Below are 23,598 nucleotides of genomic sequence, written 5' to 3'. Positions count from 1 at the left end.
TCAAGGCTGATATGAGCGGCAATACGTGAACGGTAAGTTAGCCAACTTAAAGGTTGAAAAACGCCAAGTTCACCCCCATATCAACATCAAATAACATATTTGCGACGATTAACGTCAATTTTGGAGGACCCCATGGGCAAAATTATTGGTATCGACTTAGGCACGACAAACTCTTGTGTGGCTGTCCTTGATGGCGGCAAAGCACGCGTAATAGAAAACGCAGAGGGCGATCGTACAACTCCTTCTATCATCGCTTACACCGATGACGAAACTATTGTCGGCCAACCTGCAAAGCGCCAAGCAGTGACTAACCCTGCAAACACTTTCTTTGCAATTAAGCGTTTAATTGGTCGTCGTTTTAAAGATGACGAAGTTCAGCGCGACGTTAACATTATGCCATTCAAAATTATTGCTGCAGACAATGGCGATGCATGGGTTGAATCTCGCGGTAACAAAATGGCACCGCCACAAGTGTCAGCTGAAATCTTGAAAAAGATGAAAAAGACTGCTGAAGACTTTTTAGGTGAAGAAGTGACAGAAGCGGTAATTACCGTTCCTGCTTACTTTAACGATTCGCAACGTCAAGCAACCAAAGATGCTGGTCGTATTGCAGGTCTTGATGTTAAGCGTATTATCAACGAGCCAACAGCGGCTGCGTTAGCATACGGTATTGACAAGAAGCAAGGCGACAACATTGTTGCAGTATACGACTTAGGTGGTGGTACATTCGATATCTCTATCATCGAAATCGACAGCAATGACGGCGACCAAACATTTGAAGTATTGGCTACCAATGGTGACACTCACTTAGGTGGTGAAGACTTCGATAACCGTTTAATCAACTATTTAGCTGATGAATTCAAAAAAGACCAAGGCTTAGATCTACGTAAAGATCCTTTAGCAATGCAACGTTTGAAAGAAGCGGCGGAAAAAGCAAAAATCGAGCTTTCAAGCACTAACCACACTGAAGTTAACTTACCTTACATCACTGCTGATGCAACAGGTCCTAAGCACTTAGTGGTTAAAATTACTCGTGCTAAGTTAGAGTCGCTAGTAGAAGACCTAATTCAACGTTCTTTAGAGCCATTAAAAGTCGCATTAGCCGATGCTGACTTATCCGTTTCAGACATCAACGAAGTGATTTTAGTTGGTGGCCAGACTCGTATGCCTAAAGTACAAGAAGCGGTAACTAACTTCTTCGGTAAAGAGCCACGTAAAGACGTTAACCCTGATGAAGCCGTAGCCGTTGGTGCAGCAATTCAAGCGGGTGTACTTTCTGGTGATGTGAAAGACGTACTATTACTTGACGTGACGCCACTATCGCTTGGTATTGAAACCATGGGTAGCGTAATGACGAAGCTTATCGAGAAGAACACCACTATCCCGACAAAAGCGAGCCAAACGTTCTCAACGGCTGACGACAATCAAAGCGCGGTAACCATTCACGTATTGCAAGGTGAGCGTAAGCAAGCAAGCGCTAACAAGTCTTTAGGTCAATTCAACCTTGAAGGCATTGAGCCAGCGCCACGTGGTCAACCACAAATTGAAGTGGCATTCGACATCGATGCTGACGGTATCTTACATGTGTCTGCAACAGACAAGAAAACAGGTAAGAAACAAAACATCACCATTAAAGCTTCTTCAGGTCTATCTGATGAAGAAGTAGAACAAATGGTACGTGACGCAGAAGCTCACGCTGATGAAGATGCTAAATTTGAAGAATTAGTGCAAGCACGTAACCAAGCTGATGGTTTAGTCCATGCCACTAAGAAACAAATTGAAGAAGCGGGTGATGATTTACCAAGCGACGAAAAAGAGAAGATTGAAGCGGCTGTAGCTGAATTAGAAACTGCTATCAAAGGCAAAGATAAAGAAGCAATGGACACGGCAACTCAAGCCCTTATGGAAGCGTCTGCTAAGTTAATGGAAATTGCCCAAGCTAAAGCACAAGCCCAAGGTGGTGCAGAAGGTCAAGCGCAAGATGCTGGTCAATCAAAGCCTGCTGATGATGTTGTTGATGCTGAGTTCGAAGAAGTAAAAGACGACAAAAAGTAATTAACAATTTCAGTTAGTTACCTTAAAGCGGGCGTTGGGGCTATCCTCATACGCCCGTTTGTATAAATTAAGTTTATCGACTTACTCATACCTTCGAGAAACAGAACACTATGTCAAAGCGTGATTATTATGAAGTTCTTGGTGTCTCTCGTGACACCAGTGAACGCGAAATTAAAAAAGCGTACAAACGCTTAGCGATGAAGTTTCACCCAGACCGTAATCCAGGTGATAAAGCCGCAGAAGCTAGTTTTAAAGAAATTAAAGAAGCGTACGAAATTTTAACCGACAGTGACAAAAAAGCCGCTTATGATCAGTTTGGTCATGCAGGTGTTGATCCTAATCGTGGTGGACATGGCGGCGGTCAAGGTGACTTTGGCGATGTATTCGGTGATATTTTTGGTGGCGGACGTCGTGGCGGTCAACGCCAAGCTGCCCGTGGTAGCGACTTACGTTACAATCTTGAGTTATCACTTGAAGAGGCTGTTCGTGGTTTAACCAAAGAGTTGCGTATTCCAACACTGGCAACTTGTGATCTTTGTGATGGTAGTGGTGCTAAAAAAGGCACTTCAGCAACCACATGTGGCACCTGTCATGGACAAGGCCAAGTACAAATGCGCCAAGGTTTCTTTGCGGTGCAACAAGCCTGTCCTACCTGTCATGGTCGCGGTAAAATTATTAAAGATCCATGCGGTAAGTGTCATGGCGAAGGCCGTGTTGAAAAGAGCAAAACCTTGTCTGTTAAAATACCTGCAGGTGTTGACACAGGTGATCGTATTCGTCTTTCTGGCGAGGGTGAAGCCGGTGAATTTGGCGCACCTCCAGGCGATTTATACGTCCAGGTAAGTGTGCGTGAACATGCGATATTTACTCGTGATGCTAATAACCTATACTGTGAAGTGCCAATTTCATTCAGTAAAGCTGCACTTGGCGGCGAGATTGAAGTCCCTACACTTGACGGTAAAGTAAGCCTTAAAATTCCAACAGAAACCCAAACTGGGCGTATGTTCCGTTTACGCGGTAAAGGTGTTAAATCGGTGCGCAGTCATGCTGTAGGTGACTTACTGTGTAAAGTCGTTATGGAAACACCGGTTAATTTAAACGAGAAACAAAAAGAGCTATTACGTGAGTTTGAAGCCACATTAACTGGCGAATCAAAAAAGCACAGCCCAAAAGCTGAAGGTTTCTTTGATGGCGTGAAAAAGTTCTTTCAGGACTTAAACAGTTAATTACGTTAATTAGCACATCTTTAAAAGGCTGTTTACTGTGGTAAGCAGCCTTTTTTATTGGCTGTACAATACACTTTTTTACTTGTGTCATTATTAGGCATTATCCATGTTATTTTCTGAATTATCTCTCTGCACTCAGTTAGTGAAAGCAATACCGACAAAGATTATTGCGCCAAGTCGGGTTCAGCAATTGGCTATTCCTGTCATTTTGAATAACCAAGATGTGTTGGCTTTAGCGCAAACAGGCAGCGGTAAAACCTATGCTTATGGTCTTCCTATTTTGCAGCGAATTAGCCAGGTTTCATTGATGAATCTCGCCGCGGTGGTGATTGTGCCAACCAGAGAGTTAGCCTCACAAGTTGCTCAAAACCTACACCCCTTAGCACAAGCACTTGGTTTACGTGTTGAACATGCATGTGGTGGCGAAGCGATTGAATCCCAAATTGAACGATTAACCACTACTGCCAATTTGCTGGTGGCGACACCGGGTCGCTTATTAGCATTAGTCCAACAAGGTGTGGTGACGTTCAGTGAAGTGAAAAGTGTGGTGCTAGATGAGGCCGATAGATTACTGGATATGGGCTTTGTTAAGGACATTAATGTGCTTATGTCCATGATGCCTGCGGGGCAAAGGTTGCTATTTTCGGCCACCATGCCTGTCGCATTAAATACATTGGCTCAACAAATACTGTCTGCAACTCATGTGCGTATTCAAGCTCAGGTACTGAATAGTGCGGTTGATGACATTGCACAAACGGTATATCACGTCAATAAAGGTAGCAAAGCGCAAGCGTTAATTCATTTGGTGCACACTAATCAATGGCAACAGGCATTGGTGTTTGTAAATGCTAAAGCCGATGCCGATGCCTTATGTAAAAAATTGCTTAAAGCTGGTGTGCGCGCCGCTGCGCTTCACGGTGACAAAGAGCAAGCGCTGCGCAGTCAAACACTTGAGGAGTTTAAAACAGGAATACATAATTTATTAGTGGCGACTGATGTGTTGGCGCGCGGCATTCATATAGATGCGCTACCTGTGGTCATTAATTTCGATTTACCCGCTCAAGCTGCTGTATATGTGCACCGTATTGGCCGGACTGCGCGCGCAGGGCTAACTGGCGTGGCGTTGTCATTGGTGAGTCATTCAGAATTGGCTTACTTGGAGGCAATTAACACCTTAACCACCCAATCCTTGCGTTTAAACGAACTTGCTGGTTTTGCGGTGACAGATAAGCCTCTGAGCGGGAGCAGTAAACGCGCACCGCGCGATAAACAAGCTAACCGCCGCACCATGAATAAACGCAGTGCGAGTGATTTCTCTAAGCGAAATCCGACACGTTAGTTTAGCATGTGCAAATGATGCATTCGCCAATGAGATTAGTATAAAATAAACTAAGTCATGGATTATGTTTAGCTACTTATTGTGAAAGGAAGAGACAATGAAACCTGTTGCGCTAGCGTTATTAGTTTCTACTTTATTAGCCGGTTGTGCTAATAACCAATCACCGACTGGACGTGGGCAAACGCTACTGTTTTCTGACGCGCAAATGCAACAAATGGGCGCGCAGTCGTTTGAAACCATGAAGCAAAGTGAAAAAATTAGTCAAAATAAAGCACAGACCGATTATGTTAATTGTATCGCAAAACGCATTGTTGCAGTTTTGCCCGATCAATCTCTGCAGTGGGATGTGGTGCTGTTTGAGTCTGACCAGGTTAATGCCTTTGCTCTACCTGGTGGCCATATTGGGGTGTATACCGGCTTATTAAAAGTGGCGACCGATCAAGACCAGCTTGCGACGGTAATGGGCCATGAAGTGGCTCATGTGTTAGCGCAACATGGAAACGAGCAAGTGTCGCGCGCGCAGCTTACGGGTTTAGGCTTACAAGTTGCCGATGCTGCGATTGGCGCCTCTGGTGTGGCCAATAAAGATTTATACATGGCTGCATTGGGATTAGGGGCCAATGTCGGGATTATTTTACCGTTTGGTCGAAGTCAAGAGTCAGAGGCCGACATCGTCGGATTAGAGTTAATGGCTAAAGCGGGTTTTAACCCTGAAAAAAGTATTACCTTATGGCAAAATATGGCTAAAGCAGGTGGTGCTCAAGGGCCTGAGTTATTATCAACTCATCCCTCTCATAGTCATCGTATAGAAGACTTACAAACGGCACAAAATCAAGTGATGCCACTTTATACACAGGCAAGAAAACAGTCTTTGACTGAGTGTAAAATTGCTCAAGTTAAATAACGTTTTTTGCCAACATGAGAGTAAATTATTGTGATAAACTCTCGTGCGAATTTTTAATGAATTATTGAGAGAAATTTAATTATGTCAGATTTGTTCAGCACGATGGAACAGCATGCAAGCTACGGTGTAGGTCGTCAAATGGGCGAGCAACTAGCTGCAAATTCTTTTGAAGGTATTGATATTCCTGCTGTCCAAGCTGGTCTTGCTGATGCATTTACCGGTAAAGAAAGCCAAGTCACAATGGAAGAGTTACAAATTGCTTTCACTGAAATCAGCCGTCGTTTACAAGAAGCACAAGAAGCCGCTGCTGCAGCCGCTACTGCTGAAGGTGATGCATTCTTAGCTGAAAACGCCACTCGTGAAGGTGTAATAGTCACTGAGTCTGGTCTTCAATATGAAGTCTTGGTTCAAGGTGATGGTGAAAAGCCAACATATGACTCAACAGTACGAACTCACTACCACGGTACTTTCCTTAACGGTGAAGTATTTGACAGTTCAGTGACTCGTGGTCAACCTGCTGAGTTCCCGGTTTCTGGTGTTATTGCTGGTTGGACTGAAGCATTACAATTAATGCCTGTAGGAACTAAACTTAAGTTATATGTTCCACATCACTTAGCTTACGGTGAGCGTGGCGCAGGCGCGTCAATCCCGCCATACTCTGCTTTGGTATTTGAAGTCGAGTTGTTAGATATTATCTAACAACACTAAAAACGCCTAAGTTAACTTAGGCGTTTTTGTATAAGCTGTTTTCAGTCAACACTGGGAGAAATTAATGACTGCTAAAGTGAGAATTGCTGTAGTGGGTGCCAGTGGCCGTATGGGCCGTACCTTGATTGAGTCTGCTAAACAGCAACAAGTGATTAAATTGGGCGCTGCAATTGAAAGAGAGGGCTCAAGCTTAATTGGTGTAGATGCTGGTGAACTCGCTGGTGTGGGCACCATGAATGTGGCGGTCACAGATTCACTGGATAGCGTGGTAAATGATTTTGACGTGTTAATTGATTTTACCTCTCCAGAGGCCTCAATTGTTCACCTTGATTGGTGTGCTAAAAATCATAAAGCTATTGTGATTGGCACAACAGGTTTCAATCACGCTCAAAAAGAGCAAATTAATGCCTATGCTGAACAAGTTCCCGTTGTATTAGCGCCTAACATGTCTGTTGGTGTTAACGTGATGTGGAAGCTGCTTGAATTAGCCGCACACGTTATGGGTGATTATACCGATATCGAAATAATCGAAGCGCATCACCGTCATAAAAAAGACGCACCGTCGGGTACGGCTTTAAAAATGGGTGAGGTGATTGCCGAAGTGTTAGGTCGTGATTTAGAGCAATGTGCAGTATATGGCCGTGAGGGTATCACTGGAGAACGTGATCCAAACACAATAGGTTTTGCAACCGTTCGTGCAGGCGATATTGTGGGTGAACACACCGCAATGTTCGCAGATATAGGCGAAAGGTTAGAGATTACCCATAAAGCATCGAGTCGGATGACCTTTGCAAATGGTGCAATGAGAGCGGCTTATTGGCTCTCCGATCAAAATGCAGGTCTATATGACATGCAGCAAGTGCTTGGGTTGCAGTAACAATTAAAAACACCATTTATTGGTGTTTTTTTTTGAAAACAATCCAACACAACATAGACGTTATTACCAATTTCTTATATACTCGACGGAATTTGTCAAAATTTCGTATTTAAGCGGAAGTTGGTATTTTAGTGCAAAATAAAAACTCATAATTTCAGTGGCTTGGCTCTTTTCTGGAGGTCGCGTTGACACAGTCTGCCTTACTCGTACTCGAAGATGGAACCGTATTCTCTGGCACCGCTATTGGTGCTACCGGTATCTCTGTTGGTGAAGTCGTATTTAATACTTCAATGACAGGTTATCAAGAGATTCTTACGGATCCTTCATATTCACGCCAAATAGTAACATTAACCTACCCACATATCGGTAACACGGGTACCAATGATGAAGACACCGAATCGGATGCGGTTCATGCGTGTGGCTTAATCATTCGTGATTTACCGCTGATGGCAAGTAATTTCCGCAATCAACAATCATTAAGCGATTATTTAAAAGCGAATAATGTTGTTGGTATTGCTGATATAGATACTCGCAAACTAACTCGAATTCTGCGTGAAAAAGGGGCTCAAGCCGGTTGTATTATGGTGGGAGACCTAGACGAAGCAAAAGCCTTGGCGGAAGCAAAAGCATTCCCAGGGTTGAAAGGCATGGATTTAGCCAAAGAAGTCACTACTGATAACGCTTATCAATGGCGCAAAGGCAGCTGGAAATTAGTCGGTGGTTTACCGTCTGATACACCAGAGTCTGAACTCAAATACAAAGTCGTTGCTTACGACTATGGTATTAAGCGCAATATTTTACGTATGCTGGTTGACCGTGGTTGCGACGTAACAGTGGTTCCAGCAAAAACATCTGCTGCAGAAGTGCTGGCAATGAATCCAGATGGGGTGTTTTTATCAAACGGCCCTGGCGATCCAGAACCCTGTGATTATGCCATTGAAGCTATTCAACAAATCTTAAAAACCGACACGCCGGTATTTGGTATTTGTTTAGGCCACCAGTTACTTGCTTTGGCTTCAGGCGCAAAAACCTTAAAAATGAAATTTGGTCACCATGGCGCAAACCATCCTGTGAGCAATATTGCACAAGGCAATGTCATGATTACCAGCCAGAACCACGGTTTTGCTGCTGACGAAGCGACATTACCTGCCAACATTAAGGTCACGCATAAATCGTTATTTGATGGTTCACTTCAAGGTATTCATTTAACCGATAAGCCGGCGTTTAGCTTCCAGGGGCACCCTGAAGCAAGCCCTGGCCCAAATGATGCCGCGCCTCTGTTCGATCATTTCATCGAACTTATTGAACTATACCGTCAGCACGCTAAGTAATTATCTGGGAGAAGACGACGCAATGCCAAAACGTACAGATATTAAAAGTATTCTTATCCTAGGTGCCGGCCCAATTGTTATTGGCCAGGCGTGTGAGTTTGACTATTCAGGTGCGCAAGCCTGTAAAGCCCTTCGTGAAGAAGGTTACCGGGTTATTTTGGTGAACTCTAACCCAGCCACCATTATGACTGACCCAGAAATGGCCGATGCAACGTATATCGAGCCGATTCACTGGGAAGTGGTACGCAACATTATTGCTAAAGAACGTCCAGATGCGATTCTACCGACAATGGGTGGACAAACAGCATTAAACTGCGCGCTAAAACTTGAAGAAATGGGCGTACTGAAAGAATTTAACGTTGAAATGATTGGTGCGACAGCTGACGCCATTGATAAAGCTGAAGACCGTAGCCGTTTTGACACCGCAATGAAAGCCATTGGTTTAGAATGTCCGCGTGCCGGTATTGCTCACAGTATGGAAGAAGCATACGGCGTATTAGACATGGTTGGATTCCCATGTATTATCCGTCCATCTTTCACTATGGGTGGCAGTGGCGGCGGTATTGCTTACAACAAAGAAGAGTTTGAAGAGATTTGTTCTCAAGGCTTAGATTTGTCGCCAACTAACGAATTATTGATTGATGAATCATTAATTGGTTGGAAAGAATACGAAATGGAAGTGGTTCGTGACCGCAACGATAACTGTATTATCGTGTGTTCAATTGAAAACTTTGACCCAATGGGAGTGCACACTGGTGACTCGATTACCGTTGCTCCAGCACAAACCTTAACCGACAAAGAATACCAGTTGATGCGTAATGCTTCATTAGCGGTACTGCGTGAAATTGGTGTTGAAACGGGTGGTTCAAACGTGCAGTTTGGTATTTGTCCTAATACTGGCCGTATGGTGATCATTGAGATGAACCCGCGTGTTTCGCGTTCATCTGCATTGGCCTCTAAAGCCACGGGCTTCCCGATTGCAAAAATTGCCGCTAAATTGGCGGTTGGCTTTACATTAGATGAACTTAGCAATGATATTACCGGCGGTAAAACGCCTGCGTCTTTTGAACCTGCCATTGACTACGTAGTGACTAAAGTACCGCGTTTTAACTTTGAAAAGTTTGCCGGTGCGAATGACCGTTTAACTACTCAAATGAAATCGGTGGGCGAAGTGATGGCCATTGGCCGTACTTTCCAAGAATCGTTACAAAAAGCGCTTCGTGGTCTTGAAGTTGGCCGTAATGGTTTTGACTCTATCGTTGATTATAACTCTACAGAAGGCTTACAGCGTATTCGTCTGGAACTTAAAGAGCCTGGCTGTGACCGTATTTGGTACATTGCTGATGCTTTCCGTGCAGGATTATCACGCGATGAAATCTTTAAGTTGACCAATATTGATCACTGGTTCTTGATTCAAATTGAAGACCTTATTGCTGACGAAGCCAAAGTGGCAGAGTTAGGTATGTCAGGTTTGAATGAAGACATTTTACGTAAGCTTAAACGTAAAGGGTTTGCTGATGCTCGTCTTGCTGATGTGTTAGGTGTTAGCGATGCTGAAGTACGTAAATTACGTCACCGCCATGAAATCTTTCCTGTATACAAGCGTGTAGATACCTGTGCTGCTGAATTTTCAACAGACACAGCTTACATGTACTCAACGTACGAAGAAGAATGTGAAGCCAATCCATCAAACCGTGACAAAATCATGGTATTAGGTGGCGGTCCAAACCGTATTGGCCAGGGTATCGAGTTTGATTATTGCTGTGTTCATGCCGCATTAGCTTTACGTGAAGACGGTTACGAAACCATTATGGTTAACTGTAATCCAGAAACCGTATCAACCGATTATGACACCTCTGACCGTTTATACTTTGAACCGGTAACCCTAGAAGATGTACTTGAAATTGTACGCATTGAACAGCCAAAAGGTGTGATTGTACAATACGGTGGCCAAACGCCATTAAAACTTGCTCGCGCGCTTGAAGCGGCAGGCGTACCTATTATTGGTACGAGTCCAGATGCCATTGACCGTGCAGAAGACCGTGAACGTTTTCAACAAGCTATTCAACGTTTAAACATGATTCAACCACAAAATGCCACGGTAACAACGGTTGAAAGTGCTGTGATTGAAGCTGGCAACATTGGTTATCCGTTAGTGGTTCGTCCATCTTATGTATTGGGTGGTCGTGCAATGGAAATCGTGTACGACCAACAAGACTTGCTACGTTACTTCAACGAAGCGGTTAAAGTGTCTAACGCATCGCCTGTGTTACTTGATCACTTCTTAGACGATGCGATTGAAGTTGACATTGATGCAGTGTGTGACGGTGAAACTGTGGTTGTTGGTGCAATCATGGAACATATTGAACAAGCAGGGGTTCACTCTGGAGACTCTGGTTGTTCATTACCACCTTACACATTAAGTGCAGATATTCAGGCAAGAATGCGTGAACAAGTGTCTAAGCTTGCTTTCGAGCTCGGTGTTGTTGGTTTGATGAACGTCCAGTTTGCAGTAAAAGATAACGAAATCTACATGATTGAAGTTAACCCTCGTGCTGCTCGTACCGTGCCGTTTGTATCAAAGGCCACTGGCGTACCGTTAGCTAAAATTGCTGCTCGTGTTATGGCTGGCCAAAGTTTAAAAGCGCAAAACTTTACCACTGAAGTTATCCCACCTTATTTCTCGGTTAAAGAAGTGGTATTGCCGTTTAATAAATTCCCTGGGGTTGACCCATTATTAGGGCCTGAAATGCGCTCTACTGGTGAAGTGATGGGCGTGGGTGATACGTTTGCCGAAGCTTATGCAAAAGCACAACTAGGTGCCACATCAGAAGTACCAAAATCAGGCCGTGCATTATTATCTGTGCGTAACAGTGATAAAAAACGTGTTGCTGATTTAGCATCTAAGTTGATTGAATTAGGTTACGAAATTGATGCGACTCACGGCACTGCCATTATCTTGGGCGAAGCAGGCATTAATCCTCGCTTGGTGAACAAGGTACATGAAGGCCGTCCGCATATTTTGGACCGTATCAAAAATGGTGAATACACTTACATCGTCAATACCACCGAAGGTCGTCAAGCCATTGAAGACTCACGTCAGATCCGCCGCGGTGCATTGCGTTATAAAGTGAATTACACCACTACACTAAATGCTGCCTTTGCAACTTGCCTCGCGCACGCTGCCGATGACCGTGTAAAAGTGAGTTCAATACAAGAGCTTCATAAGCGTATTGTAGGTTAAACCATAAAGCGTTACTAAAAGGTCGCCATATGGCGACCTTTTTTATGACATTTTGATGATGGATCACTAGCAAGTCGTTAAAAGCTTAGGTAAGCTGTCTGCAATCATCGAAGAGATGCATCCCAAAGACGCAGCCAAACTCGATTGCGTATTTCCAATAGTTTTTTCACTGTGTTGGCATTAGCTAACACGGGATGCTTTTGTTTTTAAAGGAGACAAAGACATTATGAATAAGGTTCCAATGACAGTGGTTGGTGCGGATCAACTACGTAAAGAATTAGAGATTTTAAAGTTTGATCGCCGTCCAAAAATCACTGAAGCCATTGCATCAGCACGTGAATTAGGCGATTTAAAAGAAAATGCTGAATATCACGCTGCCCGTGAAGAGCAAGGCATTTGTGAAGCGCGTATTCGTGATATTGAAGGTAAGCTTTCAAATGCACAAATCATCGACGTGAAAACAATGGAAAATACTGGCCGGGTCATTTTTGGCACCACAGTGACCATTTTAAATGTCGAAACAGATGTTGAAATGACTTACCGTATTGTGGGTGACGACGAAGCCGATATCAAACAAAACCTGATTTCAGTGAACTCACCTATTGCCCGTGGCTTGATTGGTAAAAGTGAAGGCGATGAAGTGTCTATCACGACGCCTGGCGGGCTAACTGATTACGACATCGTGTCTGTTGAGTATATTTAAGCCGTTATTTGGTTTGGACGATGAGATATCGTTAAAGCAATAATTAAAAAGCATTTATCTTTTAAGGTAAGTGCTTTTTTTATAAGCAAGATGTAAAAGATTTAATTTGCCTGTTAACAATAGTGCCGATACTATCTTAGGTAATGCTTGATTAGGGTATTGGCTTAATTAAGGTCAATTGATATAGGTTACAAGGCGGTTATGACGTTTCCTTGGGTGCGTATAGTATTAATGCTGGTTATTGTAGGGTTGAGTTCATTCTTCCTGATCAATAGTCGTGTATTAATTTTACCGTCATCGCATTCTAGCGCCCCACAGCTAAGCTCTATCGGCTCACCTGTTTGTACTGCCATCCTTAATTGCGAGCCGAAAAGCCTCAAGCAATCTACTGATGTCACTCAGATAAGCCCTGCAACATTGATTGATACTAATGCCTCTAGGCTCGGTTATGTTGGAAATAATAGCTTTGACCCAGATATTACTCCAGCGAGCAGCCCAAATGACATTCATTATGTGCCAACCTATTCGGCGCGCTACATTAACCTTGCTCAGCATCAACCTGATGAGGTCAATCCTAGTTATGTATTCGCTTATGAGTTTGTTTCTCCACCAATCCCGATTTTACAAATTGGCTATCAAATTAATTTTAGTCCGCAATTAGACTGGGTGTTAACAGCGGCATCTGGTCCTTCTCGTATTTCTGCTTGGAAAGAATCCAACCGACTTTTCGTACATTCGCACACCTGCTAAAACGCACTTGTTTGACTCCCCACTCTATTAGCTAGGCTAATGGATTTGATTGTGAACCGATAATGGCTTTACGACTTTATCGTTCGCTATGCATTGTTATCGTGTCCTTGGGCGCGGTTAGTGAGAGCAAGTGTTATGACATTACTATCAAACAATAAACCGCTAAATACGCAACTCAACAAATATGCCCAGTGGAAATACTGGGTGCTGGTCGTCACCTTAATCATACTGTTTTTAAGTGCTTTGCCGTCTTGGTATGGCGAAGATGCTGCTGTGCAGTTATCGAGCAAAACACCTAATAGCTTATCGTCAGAACAAGTGTACCAAGTGTTAAGTCAAGCCGGGATTCATACCAAGCGAATTGATCAACAGATGCAAAACACCTTGGTGGTGTTACAGCAAGCTGATCAGCAAACCCTTGCTAAAAATTTGTTATCGCAAGCCTTTGCAGATGATGTGCAGGTCACATTAGTACTGGCACCCGCTGCACCAAACTGGTTATTAAACATGGGTTTTGCGCCCATCAAGTTAGGTTTGGATTTACGGGGCGGAGTACAATTTTTGCTTGATGTCGATCTGGATTTGGTGTTCAACAATCAAGCGTTGATGGTCAGCGATTCGGTAAAACAATTTGTGCGGCAAGAACATATTAGCGCTGTGATGGTCCGTCAAGGTGACGGCGCTGAAGTAAATGTTGAAGCGGCACAACAAGAGGCAAGAGGAAAAATAAGACAATTTATTGCCCAGCAATATCCTTTATGGCAGGTCGTAGGACGTCAAGACACTCTGACTGTCTCGTTAAGTGAAAGTGAGCAGGTCAAGCTGACTAATCTTACCGTACAACAAAACTTACAAATCATGCGCAGCAGAATTGAAGAGCTGGGTATTACAGAAGCCTTAGTGCAACGGCAAGGTGAAAACCGCATTCGCATTGAGCTACCTGGGGTGCAAGATCCCGCCAGCGCAAAAAATGTCATTGGTGCCACCGCGAGCTTAGCGTTTTATCCGGTACTAGAAATGGGGTCAGTTAATGCCATGGTGCTCAAGAATGAACAAGATCAACCGGTTTATGTTGCACGTAAACCGGTGTTAGGTGGCGATCATATTGTTGATGCTCGTGCTGCTATTGGGGATTTTGGTATGTCAAAAGTCAACATCAGTTTAGATGCTGGCGGTGGTAAGTTCATGTCGGATTTTTCTCGCGACAATATTGGCAAACCCATGGCGACAGCATTTAGCGAATATAGCCGTAATGAAAAAGGTCAGGCGCAGCAAAGCACGAAAATCATTAGTGTCGCGACTATTCAAAGTCAATTAGGCAGTAAATTTGAAATCACCGGGGCTGGCACACACCAAGAAGCACAGCAATTAGCGCTATTGCTTCGAGCAGGTTCAATGACTGCGCCAGTCACAATAGTAGAGGAGCGCACCATAGGTCCAAGTTTAGGTGCTGAAAATATTGTTAATGGCTTTGCCGCTTTGGCTTTGGGAATGGCGGTAACCTTGTTATTTATGGCCTGTTGGTATCGCCGTTTAGGTTGGGTTGCAAATTTGGCTTTGATTGCCAATATGGTGATGTTGTTTGGTTTATTAGCATTGATCCCTGGCGCCGTTTTGACCTTACCTGGCATTGCGGGTTTAGTGCTTACTGTGGGTATGGCTGTTGATACTAACGTACTTATTTTTGAACGTATTAAAGATAAGTTAGCTGAAGGGCGCAGCTTTGCTAGCGCTATTGATGTGGGTTTTGACAGTGCTTTTTCAACTATTATCGATGCTAACTTTACCACAATGATTACTGCTGTAGTGTTGTTTTCAATGGGTAATGGGCCTATTCAAGGCTTTGCATTAACGCTTGGCTTAGGGTTATTAACCAGTATGTTTACCGGTATTTTTGCGTCTAGAGCAATCATTAATTTAGTATATGGCCGTGACACTCGTCGCGCGATTAAGGTGTAACACAATGAATGTAAAAACAATAAACAATTCATCGCAAGCATTAGCTTATTTAACCAAATGGCGTTATGCATCCAGTTTAATATCAATCGTATTTATGTTGCTATCGTTAACCGTTATCGGCGTAAAAGGATTTAACTGGGGGTTAGATTTTACCGGCGGAGTGGTTACCGAAATTCAAATAGATAAGCGTATTAGCGCCAGTGAAATTCAACCCTTAATGAATGCTGCCTACCAGCAAGAAGTGAGTGTGATCTCGGCCAGTGAACCTGGGCGTTGGGTATTACGTTATGCCAATATTCCTGATGAAGCGCAGCGTCCACAATTACACACAGTGTTAGCACCATTAAATAGCGATATTACAGTGCTTAACAGTAGCATTGTTGGGCCGCAGGTTGGCCAAGAGCTTGTAGAGCAAGGTGGATTAGCATTACTGGTCGCAATGCTCTGTATTATGGGGTATTTAAGTTTTCGTTTTGAATGGCGCCTAGCGTCAGGGGCGTTGTTTGCGTTAGTGCACGATGTGGTGTTTGTGTTGGCATTTTTTTCACTGAGCCAAATGGAATTTAATTTAACCGTGCTTGCCGCCATTTTGGCGATACTGGGTTACTCGCTGAATGACTCTATTATTATTGCCGACAGAGTGCGCGAGCAGTTAGTGGCAAAGCCACAATGGAATACTACAGATATTAATAATTTAGCGGTAAAATCTACTTTTTCTCGTACTATGGTGACATCTGGTACCACGTTACTTACTGTGGTTGCCCTTTGGGTGATGGGCGGGGCACCGTTAGAAGGTTTTTCAATCGCCATGTTCATTGGGATTTTAACGGGGACTTGGTCATCGATATCGGTAGGTGCAACCTTACCTGAGTTTTTAGGATTAAAGGCAGAGCATTACCTTGTTGTGCCGTTACCTGATACCCCTTAGACATATTTAGTTAATCTTTTTTATGAAAAAGCCGCAGATTTCAGCGGCTTTGTCATTGAAGATTGTGTTACTTTGCTTTTGGCAGGGCAATCTTCATTTCAGGTGAATGACGGAAGATAACTAATACATGACCGATAAGTTGCACTTTCGCAGACTGGGTTTCACGTACGATGGCGTCAACGATGGCATTTTTAAGCTCTCTGTCGGCAGAGGCTACTTTCACTTTAATCAATTCATGATGTGTAAGAGCGCTATCAATTTCAGCCAGAACACCTTCAGTCAGTCCGTTGCCACCAAGCAGCACCACTGGCTTTAGACTGTGCGCCAGACCTTTTAAATGCTGTTTTTGTTTGGTTGTTAAGTTCATTTGTACCAACTTTTGCTGAGTTACTGTTGAAAAACCGTTATTCTACCCTTATATAAGGCTTATGTAACTCTGAATCGTTGCGGAATTTAAATGGTAACCAAAAAACGTACTGCGAGTTCTGCTCGTTGGATGCAAGAACACTTTGATGATCACTACGTGAAATTGGCGCAAAAGCGCGGACTTCGCTCACGCGCGGCATTTAAGTTAGAAGAAATCCAGCAAAAAGATAATTTGATTAAAACCGGCATGACGGTTGTTGACTTAGGTGCTGCCCCTGGGGGCTGGTCACAAGTCGCGGTGAAATTAGCGGGTGAAAAAGGTAAAGTGATCGCCTGTGACATTTTACCAATGGATCCCATTGTCGGCGTAGATTTTCTTCAAGGTGATTTTAGAGAAGACAAAGTATTACAAGCATTGCTTGACCGAGTAGGGCAAGATAAAGTGGATGTGGTACTATCAGATATGGCGCCGAATATGAGTGGTTCGGATGCTGTAGACCAACCTAGAGCTATGTACCTAGTGGAATTAGCACTAGATATGTGTCATCAAGTGTTGGCGCCTAATGGCTGTTTTGCTGTTAAAGTCTTTCAGGGGGAGGGCTTTGACGAGTATATGAAAACAGTCAAAGAGGCATTCAAAGTGGTGAAAACCCGTAAACCAGACTCCTCTAGAGCGCGCTCTCGAGAAGTCTATCTAGTGGCGACTGGTTACAAGTTGTAGTAGTCTAACGTTAATAATCGCAGGACTGTTAAGAGGTCTAGTAATTTGAGTGACATGGCAAAAAATTTAATACTCTGGGTTGTCATCGCTGTTGTGTTGATGTCAGTGTTTCAGGGTTATTCCCCCTCTTCTTCGAATTCGCAGAAGATGGATTATTCCGCCTTTTTGGACAATGTTCGAAATGGTCAAATCAACACGGTCGAAGTTAAAAGCGACCAAAGAACGATTGAAGGTACCAAGCGTACCGGCGAGAAGTTCACTACAATCATGCCAATGTATGATCAAGATTTAATTAATGATCTTGACCGTAAAGGCATCACCATGAAAGGCCAGGAAGCTGAAGAGTCTAGCTTCTTAACCCAAATTTTTATTTCATGGTTCCCTATGTTACTGCTGATTGGTGTATGGATTTTCTTCATGCGTCAAATGCAAGGCGGTGGCGGTAAGGGGGCAATGTCGTTTGGTAAGAGTAAAGCCAAACTGATGAGCGAAGATCAAATCAAAACCACCTTTGCCGATGTTGCTGGTTGTGATGAAGCAAAAGAAGAAGTAAAAGAACTGGTTGATTACTTACGTGATCCAACTAAGTTCCAAAAACTTGGTGGCCGTATTCCTACGGGTGTGTTAATGGTGGGACCACCAGGTACGGGTAAAACCTTGCTTGCTAAAGCGATTGCTGGTGAGTCAAAGGTACCATTCTTTACTATTTCTGGTTCTGATTTCGTTGAAATGTTTGTCGGTGTTGGTGCATCTCGTGTACGTGACATGTTTGAACAAGCTAAAAAATCAGCGCCTTGTATAATCTTTATTGACGAAATCGATGCAGTAGGCCGTCAACGTGGTGCCGGTGTTGGTGGTGGTCATGATGAGCGTGAGCAGACATTAAACCAGATGTTGGTTGAAATGGATGGCTTTGAAGGTAATGAAGGTATTATTGTTATTGCTGCGACCAACCGCCCTGATGTATTGGATGCTGCACTACTTCGTCCTGGTCGTTTTGACCGCCAAGTGGTTGTTGGCTTGCCAGATGTACGTGGTCGTGAACAGATTTTAAAAGTGCACATGCGTAAAGTGCCACTCTCTGACGATGTTAAAGCCAGTGTTATTGCACGTGGTACGCCAGGGTTCTCAGGTGCGGATTTAGCCAACCTAGTTAACGAAGCTGCCCTATTTGCTGCACGTGGTAATCGCCGCGTTGTAGGAATGGAAGAGTTTGAGCGTGCTAAAGACAAGATTATGATGGGTGCTGAACGTCGCTCGATGGTGATGTCTGAGTCTGAAAAAGAAATGACTGCATACCATGAAGCTGGACACGCAATTGTTGGGTGCTTAGTGCCCGAGCATGATCCTGTGCATAAGGTGACGATTATTCCTCGTGGCCGTGCGTTGGGCGTGACGTTCTTCTTACCAGAAGCCGATGCCATCAGCCAAAGCCGTCGTAAACTTGAGTCGCAAATTTCTGTGGCTTATGGCGGTCGTTTAGCTGAAGAACTTATTTACGGCAGTGAAAAAGTGTCTACTGGTGCGTCGCAAGATATTAAATACGCGACATCTATTGCACGAAACATGGTTACCCAATGGGGCTTCTCTGACAAGTTAGGGCCACTATTGTATGCAGAAGAAGAAAACGAGGTTTTCTTAGGACGCAGCATGGGTAAGTCAAAAGCAATGTCGGGTGACACTGCAACATTAATTGACTCTGAAATCAAAATGTTTATCGATAAAAACTATCAACGTGCTAAAACCATGTTGACAGAAAATATGGATATTTTGCATGCGATGAAAGATGCTTTAATGAAATATGAAACGATTGATTCTTTACAAATCGATGATTTAATGAATCGCCGTGAAGTGCGTATGCCAGCTGATTGGCAGAAAGATGATTCTTCAGATGGCCAAGGCGGCGGAAATAACGCTCCGAAAGTTGAAGAAGAAAAGCCTGAAGAGGCTCAAAAGGCTGATATTAATGACGCAGATGAATCACCTGCTAAATAAATATACACGCTAATAAAGAAAACCCCGAAAGGGGTTTTCTTGTTTTTAATCTTATTTAGGATATCCCAGTGTTTCAATTAATTCATGCCAATAAAACCCTCGATTTATCAGCACCTGTTGTGATGGGGATCGTCAATGTTACCCCTGATTCATTTTCTGACGGTGGTGCTTATACTGGCTTTGAAAAAACTTGTCGCCATGTTGATAATTTGGTTAAGCAAGGCGCGCTAGTGATCGATGTCGGTGGTGAGTCGACTCGCCCTGGTGCAGCTGAAGTTTCTGTGGAAGAGGAACTTGCCCGAGTGCTGCCGATTATTGAATACACAGCTAAAACTCATGATGTGTGGATTTCAATTGATACCAGCAAACCCGAAGTGATGGAAGCTGCCGTTAATGCTGGTGCTAACTTAATCAACGATGTAAGAGCATTGCAAGCGCCGGGTGCATTAGCCATGGCGGCATCACTTGATGTGCCTATTTGCTTAATGCACATGCAAGGTGAACCGCAAACAATGCAAGATGCGCCAGAGTATGCCGATGTTGTTGATGAGGTGGCTGCTTTTTTTGAATTGAGAATTGCTTATTGTGAAGCTGCTGGGATTGAGCGTGAGCGGTTAATCCTTGATCCAGGCTTTGGCTTTGGTAAAACTTTAGCGCATAATTATCGACTATTAGCCATGCTACCAACATTACATGAGTTTCATTTACCTGTGCTTGTCGGTTTATCACGTAAAAGTATGATTGGTAATTTACTGGGGCGCGATACTGACCAACGTCTTGCTGGCAGTATTGCAGGTGCGCTTATCGCGGCACAACAAGGCGCGCAGATTATTCGTGTTCATGATGTTGCCGAAACAGTCGATGCGCTTAAAGTTATGTCTGCAACCATGGAGCAGCTATAAATGAGTACCAGAAATGTGCTATTCGTTAACTTTCTGACTCGTTAAACCGTGAATAAAACATAATAATATTAATCACAAAGTGAATCACTTAAGTGGGGACATGTGAAACAAAGACAATTTTTTGGAACCGACGGTATTCGCGGTAAAGTAGGGGCTGGCAAAATGACCCCAGAACTTGCGTTAAAGTTAGGTTGGGCTGCTGGCAGAGTATTATCACGAAGTGGCACTCAAAAAGTCATTATTGGTAAGGATACGCGTATTTCGGGTTATTTATTTGAATCGGCCTTGGAAGCGGGGTTATCCGCTGCTGGTTTAAATGTATTATTACTTGGACCTATGCCAACTCCCGCTGTCGCATATTTGACACGAACTTTTAGAGCTGAAGCAGGGGTGGTTATTAGCGCTTCACACAATCCTTATTATGATAATGGGATTAAGTTCTTTTCAACTGATGGCAGTAAACTCGATGATGCTATTGAGCTTGAAATTGAAGCCGAGCTTGAAAAACCATTAGTGTGTGTTGAATCGCACTTATTAGGTAAAGCACGCCGAATTGATGATGCTGCTGGGCGTTACATTGAATATTGTAAAGGTAACTTTCCCGCAGAGCATACTCTTGAAGGTTTAAAAATTGTGGTCGATTGTGCCCATGGCGCAACCTACCATATCGCGCCCAATGTATTTAGAGAGCTAGGTGCACAAGTTGTCGCGATTGGTGATAAACCTGATGGTCTGAATATTAATGACAAAGTTGGCGCCACCTCAATGGCCAAAATTTGCGAAACAGTATTAGCTGAAAAAGCGGATTTAGGTATTGCCCTTGATGGTGACGGCGATCGCATAATGATGGTAAATAATCGTGGTGAAGTGATAGACGGCGATCAAATACTGTATATTTTAGCGGTAGATGCGCAAAAACGTGGTATTTTAAAAGGCGGTGTTGTGGGTACCCTTATGTCAAATTTAGGGTTAGACTTAGCACTGCAAGCACTTGATATTCCATTTGTTCGTTCAAAAGTGGGTGATCGATACGTCATGGAAATGCTTAAACAGCATGATTGGCGTATTGGTGGTGAAAACTCTGGTCACATACTCAACCTCGATCATGGTACAACCGGTGACGGTATTGTAGCTGGTATTTTAGTGCTTGCTGCAATGCGAAGACAACAAGCATCGCTTGAGCAACTGACTGATGCCATGAAAATGTTACCGCAAGTATTGGTCAATGTTCGCTTTGAAGGAGCGACAAACCCACTTGATACCGATGCGGTTAAAGCTGCACAGGCTGATGTCGAAATGCAATTAGGTGCCCGTGGTCGAGTTTTACTGCGTAAATCGGGTACTGAACCGTTAATCCGTGTAATGGTTGAAGGTGATGATCATTCACAAGTGTTAGCGCATGCAAATCGCATTGCAGAGGCTGTAAAAGCAGCATGTTAATTATTTGAATATTCAGTAATGTAGTTGCGCGCTCAAAAAGTAGACGCTTCGACAGGTAAACTGAAATATTCCCCTTTTACCTATTGTAACTTGAGAAGTGGTTCGCTATTATTCACGCCGCTTTCAGAGGAGACCGTGATGGCACTCAGACGTCCTATGGTAGCTGGCAATTGGAAAATGAATGGCAATTCAGCTTTAGCTGAAGAGTTATTTAAAAAATTTGCTACTAAGCTCCAAAATGATTCAGCTGAAGTGGTTTTATGCCCGCCTTCAATTTATCTTGAAAGTGTTAGGCAGCTGCTTGAAGCCAATAAGCAAACCTTAGATGGAGCGCTTGTTAGAATGGGCGCGCAAAATCTTAGTCAACATGATTTTGGTGCGTACACCGGTGAGATTTCCGGGCAAATGCTAAAAGATTCAGGATGTCGATATGTCATTATCGGCCATTCCGAACGTCGCCGTATGTACGGAGAGACGAGTAATATTGTGGCAGAGAAGTTTGCTGCAGCACAAAAAAATGGTCTAACACCAATACTGTGTGTCGGTGAATCAGGACCTGCTCGTGAAGCAAGACGCACCTTTGAGGTGATTGCCGAAGAGCTAGATATTGTAATTGAAAAAAACGGTACCATGGCTTTTGATAACGCGATTATCGCCTACGAACCTTTATGGGCTGTAGGAACCGGTAAAAGCGCTACACCAGAGCAGGCACAAGAAGTTCATGCGTTTATTCGCAGTCGCCTCTCTGAAGTGTCTCCATTTATTGGAGAGAACATTAGGATTCTTTACGGTGGTAGTGTTACCCCCAATAATGCGGCAGATATCTTTGCCCAACCCGATGTTGATGGTGGTCTGATTGGCGGTGCAAGTTTAAACTCAACAGAGTTTTTAAGTTTATGCACCATAGCGATGAGCGCGTAATAATATGTACGAAGTTCTTATAGTTGTATACTTGGTGGTTGCATTAGGTCTAGTCGGCTTAATTTTAATCCAACAAGGAAAGGGTGCCGATATGGGCGCATCTTTCGGAGCCGGTGCTTCAGGCACTTTATTTGGCTCAAGTGGTTCAGGTAACTTCCTGACCCGTTCGACTGCTGTTTTAGCGATTGCGTTTTTCGCATTAAGCTTAGTGATTGGTAATTTAAGTGCTAACCATACACAGCAGAACGATCAATGGAACGATTTAGGTTCAGCAGCAGAGCAAATCATTGATGAAGCGCCTGTGCAAACCGAACAGTCAGAAACGAAAATTCCTGACTAGTAAACCAGGTGTCGCCGAGGTGGTGGAATTGGTAGACGCGCAGCCTTGAGGTGGCTGTGTCCTAACGGACGTGCGGGTTCAAGTCCCGCTCTCGGCACCAAATTTTAACTAACAAACTAAGGATTGTGTTTGATTAGTTATTGCAAGATATGACGTAAATCAATATACTTGCATGCAGTTGACGCGGGGTGGAGCAGTTGGTAGCTCGTCGGGCTCATAACCCGAAGGTCGTCGGTTCAAGTCCGGCCCCCGCAACCAGCTCCTTGCGATTTATTTTCACATTGAAATTAAATCGCAATTTACAGGTTCTATAATAAAATGACCTCGTGATTACGGGGTTTTTTGTTATATGGACTTTTAAATATCCGTGTTTATGGCGGGTTGCTCTGGGGCTTTTAGCCCTTTTTTTGTTTTTTTGGGGGTCATTTTTGGCAACAATAGAATCCAAACTAGTTGAATTATTAACTGTGCCAGTTGAAGCTTCAGGCTTTCAGCTTTGGGGCATTGAATATGTTCAAGCTGGTCGTCATTCAATACTCCGTGTGTTTATCGATCACGAGAATGGCATCAATATTGAAGATTGCGCTGAGGCCAGTCGCCAAGTCAGTGCTGTTATGGATGTTGAAGACCCCATTTCGACAGAATACACATTAGAAGTTTCTTCACCAGGGGTAGATAGACCGCTATTTACTGCAGCGCAGTATGCCGCTTATATCGGTGAAGATGCGAAAGTACAGTTGACTATGCCTGTTGCGGGTAGTCGTAATTTAAAAGGCGTCATCACTAGTGTTGATGGGCAAATGCTCACCATCAAAGTTGATGGTAAAGACTTGATTGTTGCTTTGGATAATATCCGTAAAGGCAACATTATCGCTAAGTTTTGATAGTT

Annotated in this window: 20 protein-coding genes and 2 tRNA genes; 21 read left to right on the top strand and 1 reads right to left on the bottom strand. The window is 43.6% G+C overall.

The features are described 5' to 3' along the window. The first annotated feature begins 132 nt into the window (after window positions 1–132). The 12 genes from dnaK (at window position 133) to secF (ending at window position 16,024) form a co-directional block, all read left to right on the top strand. Entirely contained in the window at window positions 133–2,055 is a 1,923-nt protein-coding gene (gene dnaK / locus PQR79_RS06800; RefSeq protein WP_238106898.1) for a molecular chaperone DnaK, read from the top strand. Between the two features lie 110 nt (window positions 2,056–2,165). Next, window positions 2,166–3,281: a molecular chaperone DnaJ gene (dnaJ, locus tag PQR79_RS06795; protein ID WP_238106900.1), complete on the top strand. Its 1,116-nt coding sequence runs from the start codon at window positions 2,166–2,168 to the stop codon at window positions 3,279–3,281. Window positions 3,282–3,387: 106 nt separating this feature from the next. Then, a complete protein-coding gene (locus PQR79_RS06790) occupies window positions 3,388–4,620 on the top strand; it encodes a DEAD/DEAH box helicase (RefSeq protein WP_238106901.1) in 1,233 nt (410 codons plus the stop codon). Between the two features lie 97 nt (window positions 4,621–4,717). Continuing rightward, a complete protein-coding gene (locus PQR79_RS06785; protein ID WP_238106902.1) occupies window positions 4,718–5,524 on the top strand; it encodes a M48 family metallopeptidase in 807 nt (268 codons plus the stop codon). Window positions 5,525–5,605: 81 nt separating this feature from the next. Continuing rightward, window positions 5,606–6,223: a BamJ family beta-barrel-assembly machinery protein gene (gene bamJ / locus PQR79_RS06780; protein ID WP_238106904.1), complete on the top strand. Its 618-nt coding sequence runs from the start codon at window positions 5,606–5,608 to the stop codon at window positions 6,221–6,223. 73 nt (window positions 6,224–6,296) lie between these two features. After that, window positions 6,297–7,109, top strand: a complete 813-nt coding sequence (dapB, locus tag PQR79_RS06775; protein WP_238106905.1) for a 4-hydroxy-tetrahydrodipicolinate reductase — start codon at window positions 6,297–6,299, stop codon at window positions 7,107–7,109. 173 nt (window positions 7,110–7,282) lie between these two features. After that, window positions 7,283–8,440 (top strand): glutamine-hydrolyzing carbamoyl-phosphate synthase small subunit, encoded by a 1,158-nt coding sequence (carA, locus tag PQR79_RS06770; protein ID WP_238107209.1) that lies wholly within the window; start codon window positions 7,283–7,285, stop codon window positions 8,438–8,440. A gap of 22 nt (window positions 8,441–8,462) precedes the next feature. Next, on the top strand, window positions 8,463–11,684 hold the full coding sequence (gene carB, locus PQR79_RS06765) for a carbamoyl-phosphate synthase large subunit (RefSeq protein ID WP_238106907.1): 3,222 nt from the start codon (window positions 8,463–8,465) through the stop codon (window positions 11,682–11,684). A gap of 226 nt (window positions 11,685–11,910) precedes the next feature. Next, complete coding sequence (gene greA, locus PQR79_RS06760; RefSeq protein ID WP_238106909.1) at window positions 11,911–12,387, top strand: transcription elongation factor GreA; 477 nt, start codon at window positions 11,911–11,913, stop codon at window positions 12,385–12,387. A gap of 201 nt (window positions 12,388–12,588) precedes the next feature. Continuing rightward, window positions 12,589–13,137, top strand: a complete 549-nt coding sequence (locus PQR79_RS06755; RefSeq protein ID WP_238106910.1) for a hypothetical protein — start codon at window positions 12,589–12,591, stop codon at window positions 13,135–13,137. Window positions 13,138–13,272: 135 nt separating this feature from the next. Continuing rightward, the gene (secD, locus tag PQR79_RS06750; protein ID WP_238106912.1) at window positions 13,273–15,096 is read left to right on the top strand and encodes a protein translocase subunit SecD; all 1,824 of its coding nucleotides are present in this window, start codon (window positions 13,273–13,275) and stop codon (window positions 15,094–15,096) included. A gap of 4 nt (window positions 15,097–15,100) precedes the next feature. Continuing rightward, on the top strand, window positions 15,101–16,024 hold the full coding sequence (gene secF, locus PQR79_RS06745; RefSeq protein ID WP_238106913.1) for a protein translocase subunit SecF: 924 nt from the start codon (window positions 15,101–15,103) through the stop codon (window positions 16,022–16,024). Between the two features lie 67 nt (window positions 16,025–16,091). Here secF and yhbY read toward each other — a convergent pair whose 3' ends face one another. Beyond that, window positions 16,092–16,391, bottom strand: a complete 300-nt coding sequence (gene yhbY / locus PQR79_RS06740; RefSeq protein ID WP_188917254.1) for a ribosome assembly RNA-binding protein YhbY — start codon at window positions 16,389–16,391, stop codon at window positions 16,092–16,094. A gap of 90 nt (window positions 16,392–16,481) precedes the next feature. Here yhbY and rlmE point away from each other — a divergent pair, with 90 nt between their 5' ends. From rlmE to rimP, 9 genes are all read left to right on the top strand, one after another. Then, complete coding sequence (gene rlmE / locus PQR79_RS06735; protein WP_238106914.1) at window positions 16,482–17,111, top strand: 23S rRNA (uridine(2552)-2'-O)-methyltransferase RlmE; 630 nt, start codon at window positions 16,482–16,484, stop codon at window positions 17,109–17,111. 45 nt (window positions 17,112–17,156) lie between these two features. Further along, a complete protein-coding gene (ftsH, locus tag PQR79_RS06730) occupies window positions 17,157–19,106 on the top strand; it encodes an ATP-dependent zinc metalloprotease FtsH (protein ID WP_238106915.1) in 1,950 nt (649 codons plus the stop codon). A gap of 68 nt (window positions 19,107–19,174) precedes the next feature. Then, window positions 19,175–20,008, top strand: coding sequence for a dihydropteroate synthase (gene folP / locus PQR79_RS06725; protein WP_238106916.1), 834 nt, complete (start codon window positions 19,175–19,177; stop codon window positions 20,006–20,008). 102 nt (window positions 20,009–20,110) lie between these two features. Next, window positions 20,111–21,448: a phosphoglucosamine mutase gene (gene glmM, locus PQR79_RS06720; protein ID WP_238106917.1), complete on the top strand. Its 1,338-nt coding sequence runs from the start codon at window positions 20,111–20,113 to the stop codon at window positions 21,446–21,448. Between the two features lie 138 nt (window positions 21,449–21,586). Beyond that, on the top strand, window positions 21,587–22,369 hold the full coding sequence (gene tpiA / locus PQR79_RS06715) for a triose-phosphate isomerase (RefSeq protein ID WP_188917264.1): 783 nt from the start codon (window positions 21,587–21,589) through the stop codon (window positions 22,367–22,369). A gap of 4 nt (window positions 22,370–22,373) precedes the next feature. Further along, window positions 22,374–22,709: a preprotein translocase subunit SecG gene (gene secG / locus PQR79_RS06710; RefSeq protein ID WP_238106919.1), complete on the top strand. Its 336-nt coding sequence runs from the start codon at window positions 22,374–22,376 to the stop codon at window positions 22,707–22,709. Window positions 22,710–22,722: 13 nt separating this feature from the next. Then, window positions 22,723–22,809 (top strand) — tRNA-Leu (locus PQR79_RS06705). An 82-nt stretch (window positions 22,810–22,891) separates the two neighbouring features. Beyond that, window positions 22,892–22,967 (top strand) — tRNA-Met (locus PQR79_RS06700). Window positions 22,968–23,137: 170 nt separating this feature from the next. Further along, window positions 23,138–23,593, top strand: coding sequence for a ribosome maturation factor RimP (gene rimP / locus PQR79_RS06695; protein WP_238106920.1), 456 nt, complete (start codon window positions 23,138–23,140; stop codon window positions 23,591–23,593). Window positions 23,594–23,598: the final 5 nt, after the last annotated feature.

This window comes from Shewanella metallivivens, assembly GCF_028750675.1.
GTDB lineage: Bacteria > Pseudomonadota > Gammaproteobacteria > Enterobacterales > Shewanellaceae > Shewanella > Shewanella metallivivens.
Note: the sequence above shows the minus strand (reverse complement) of the source record. Positions and strands in the feature narration are given on the sequence as shown.

Coding starts and splice junctions, on each gene's coding strand:
- dnaK (WP_238106898.1), top strand. CDS start 133: ATGGGCAAAATTATTGGTATCGACTTAGGCACGACAAACTCTTGTGTG.
- dnaJ (WP_238106900.1), top strand. CDS start 2,166: ATGTCAAAGCGTGATTATTATGAAGTTCTTGGTGTCTCTCGTGACACC.
- PQR79_RS06790 (WP_238106901.1), top strand. CDS start 3,388: ATGTTATTTTCTGAATTATCTCTCTGCACTCAGTTAGTGAAAGCAATA.
- PQR79_RS06785 (WP_238106902.1), top strand. CDS start 4,718: ATGAAACCTGTTGCGCTAGCGTTATTAGTTTCTACTTTATTAGCCGGT.
- bamJ (WP_238106904.1), top strand. CDS start 5,606: ATGTCAGATTTGTTCAGCACGATGGAACAGCATGCAAGCTACGGTGTA.
- dapB (WP_238106905.1), top strand. CDS start 6,297: ATGACTGCTAAAGTGAGAATTGCTGTAGTGGGTGCCAGTGGCCGTATG.
- carB (WP_238106907.1), top strand. CDS start 8,463: ATGCCAAAACGTACAGATATTAAAAGTATTCTTATCCTAGGTGCCGGC.
- greA (WP_238106909.1), top strand. CDS start 11,911: ATGAATAAGGTTCCAATGACAGTGGTTGGTGCGGATCAACTACGTAAA.
- PQR79_RS06755 (WP_238106910.1), top strand. CDS start 12,589: ATGACGTTTCCTTGGGTGCGTATAGTATTAATGCTGGTTATTGTAGGG.
- secD (WP_238106912.1), top strand. CDS start 13,273: ATGACATTACTATCAAACAATAAACCGCTAAATACGCAACTCAACAAA.
- secF (WP_238106913.1), top strand. CDS start 15,101: ATGAATGTAAAAACAATAAACAATTCATCGCAAGCATTAGCTTATTTA.
- yhbY (WP_188917254.1), bottom strand. CDS start 16,391: ATGAACTTAACAACCAAACAAAAACAGCATTTAAAAGGTCTGGCGCAC.
- rlmE (WP_238106914.1), top strand. CDS start 16,482: ATGGTAACCAAAAAACGTACTGCGAGTTCTGCTCGTTGGATGCAAGAA.
- tpiA (WP_188917264.1), top strand. CDS start 21,587: ATGGCACTCAGACGTCCTATGGTAGCTGGCAATTGGAAAATGAATGGC.
- secG (WP_238106919.1), top strand. CDS start 22,374: ATGTACGAAGTTCTTATAGTTGTATACTTGGTGGTTGCATTAGGTCTA.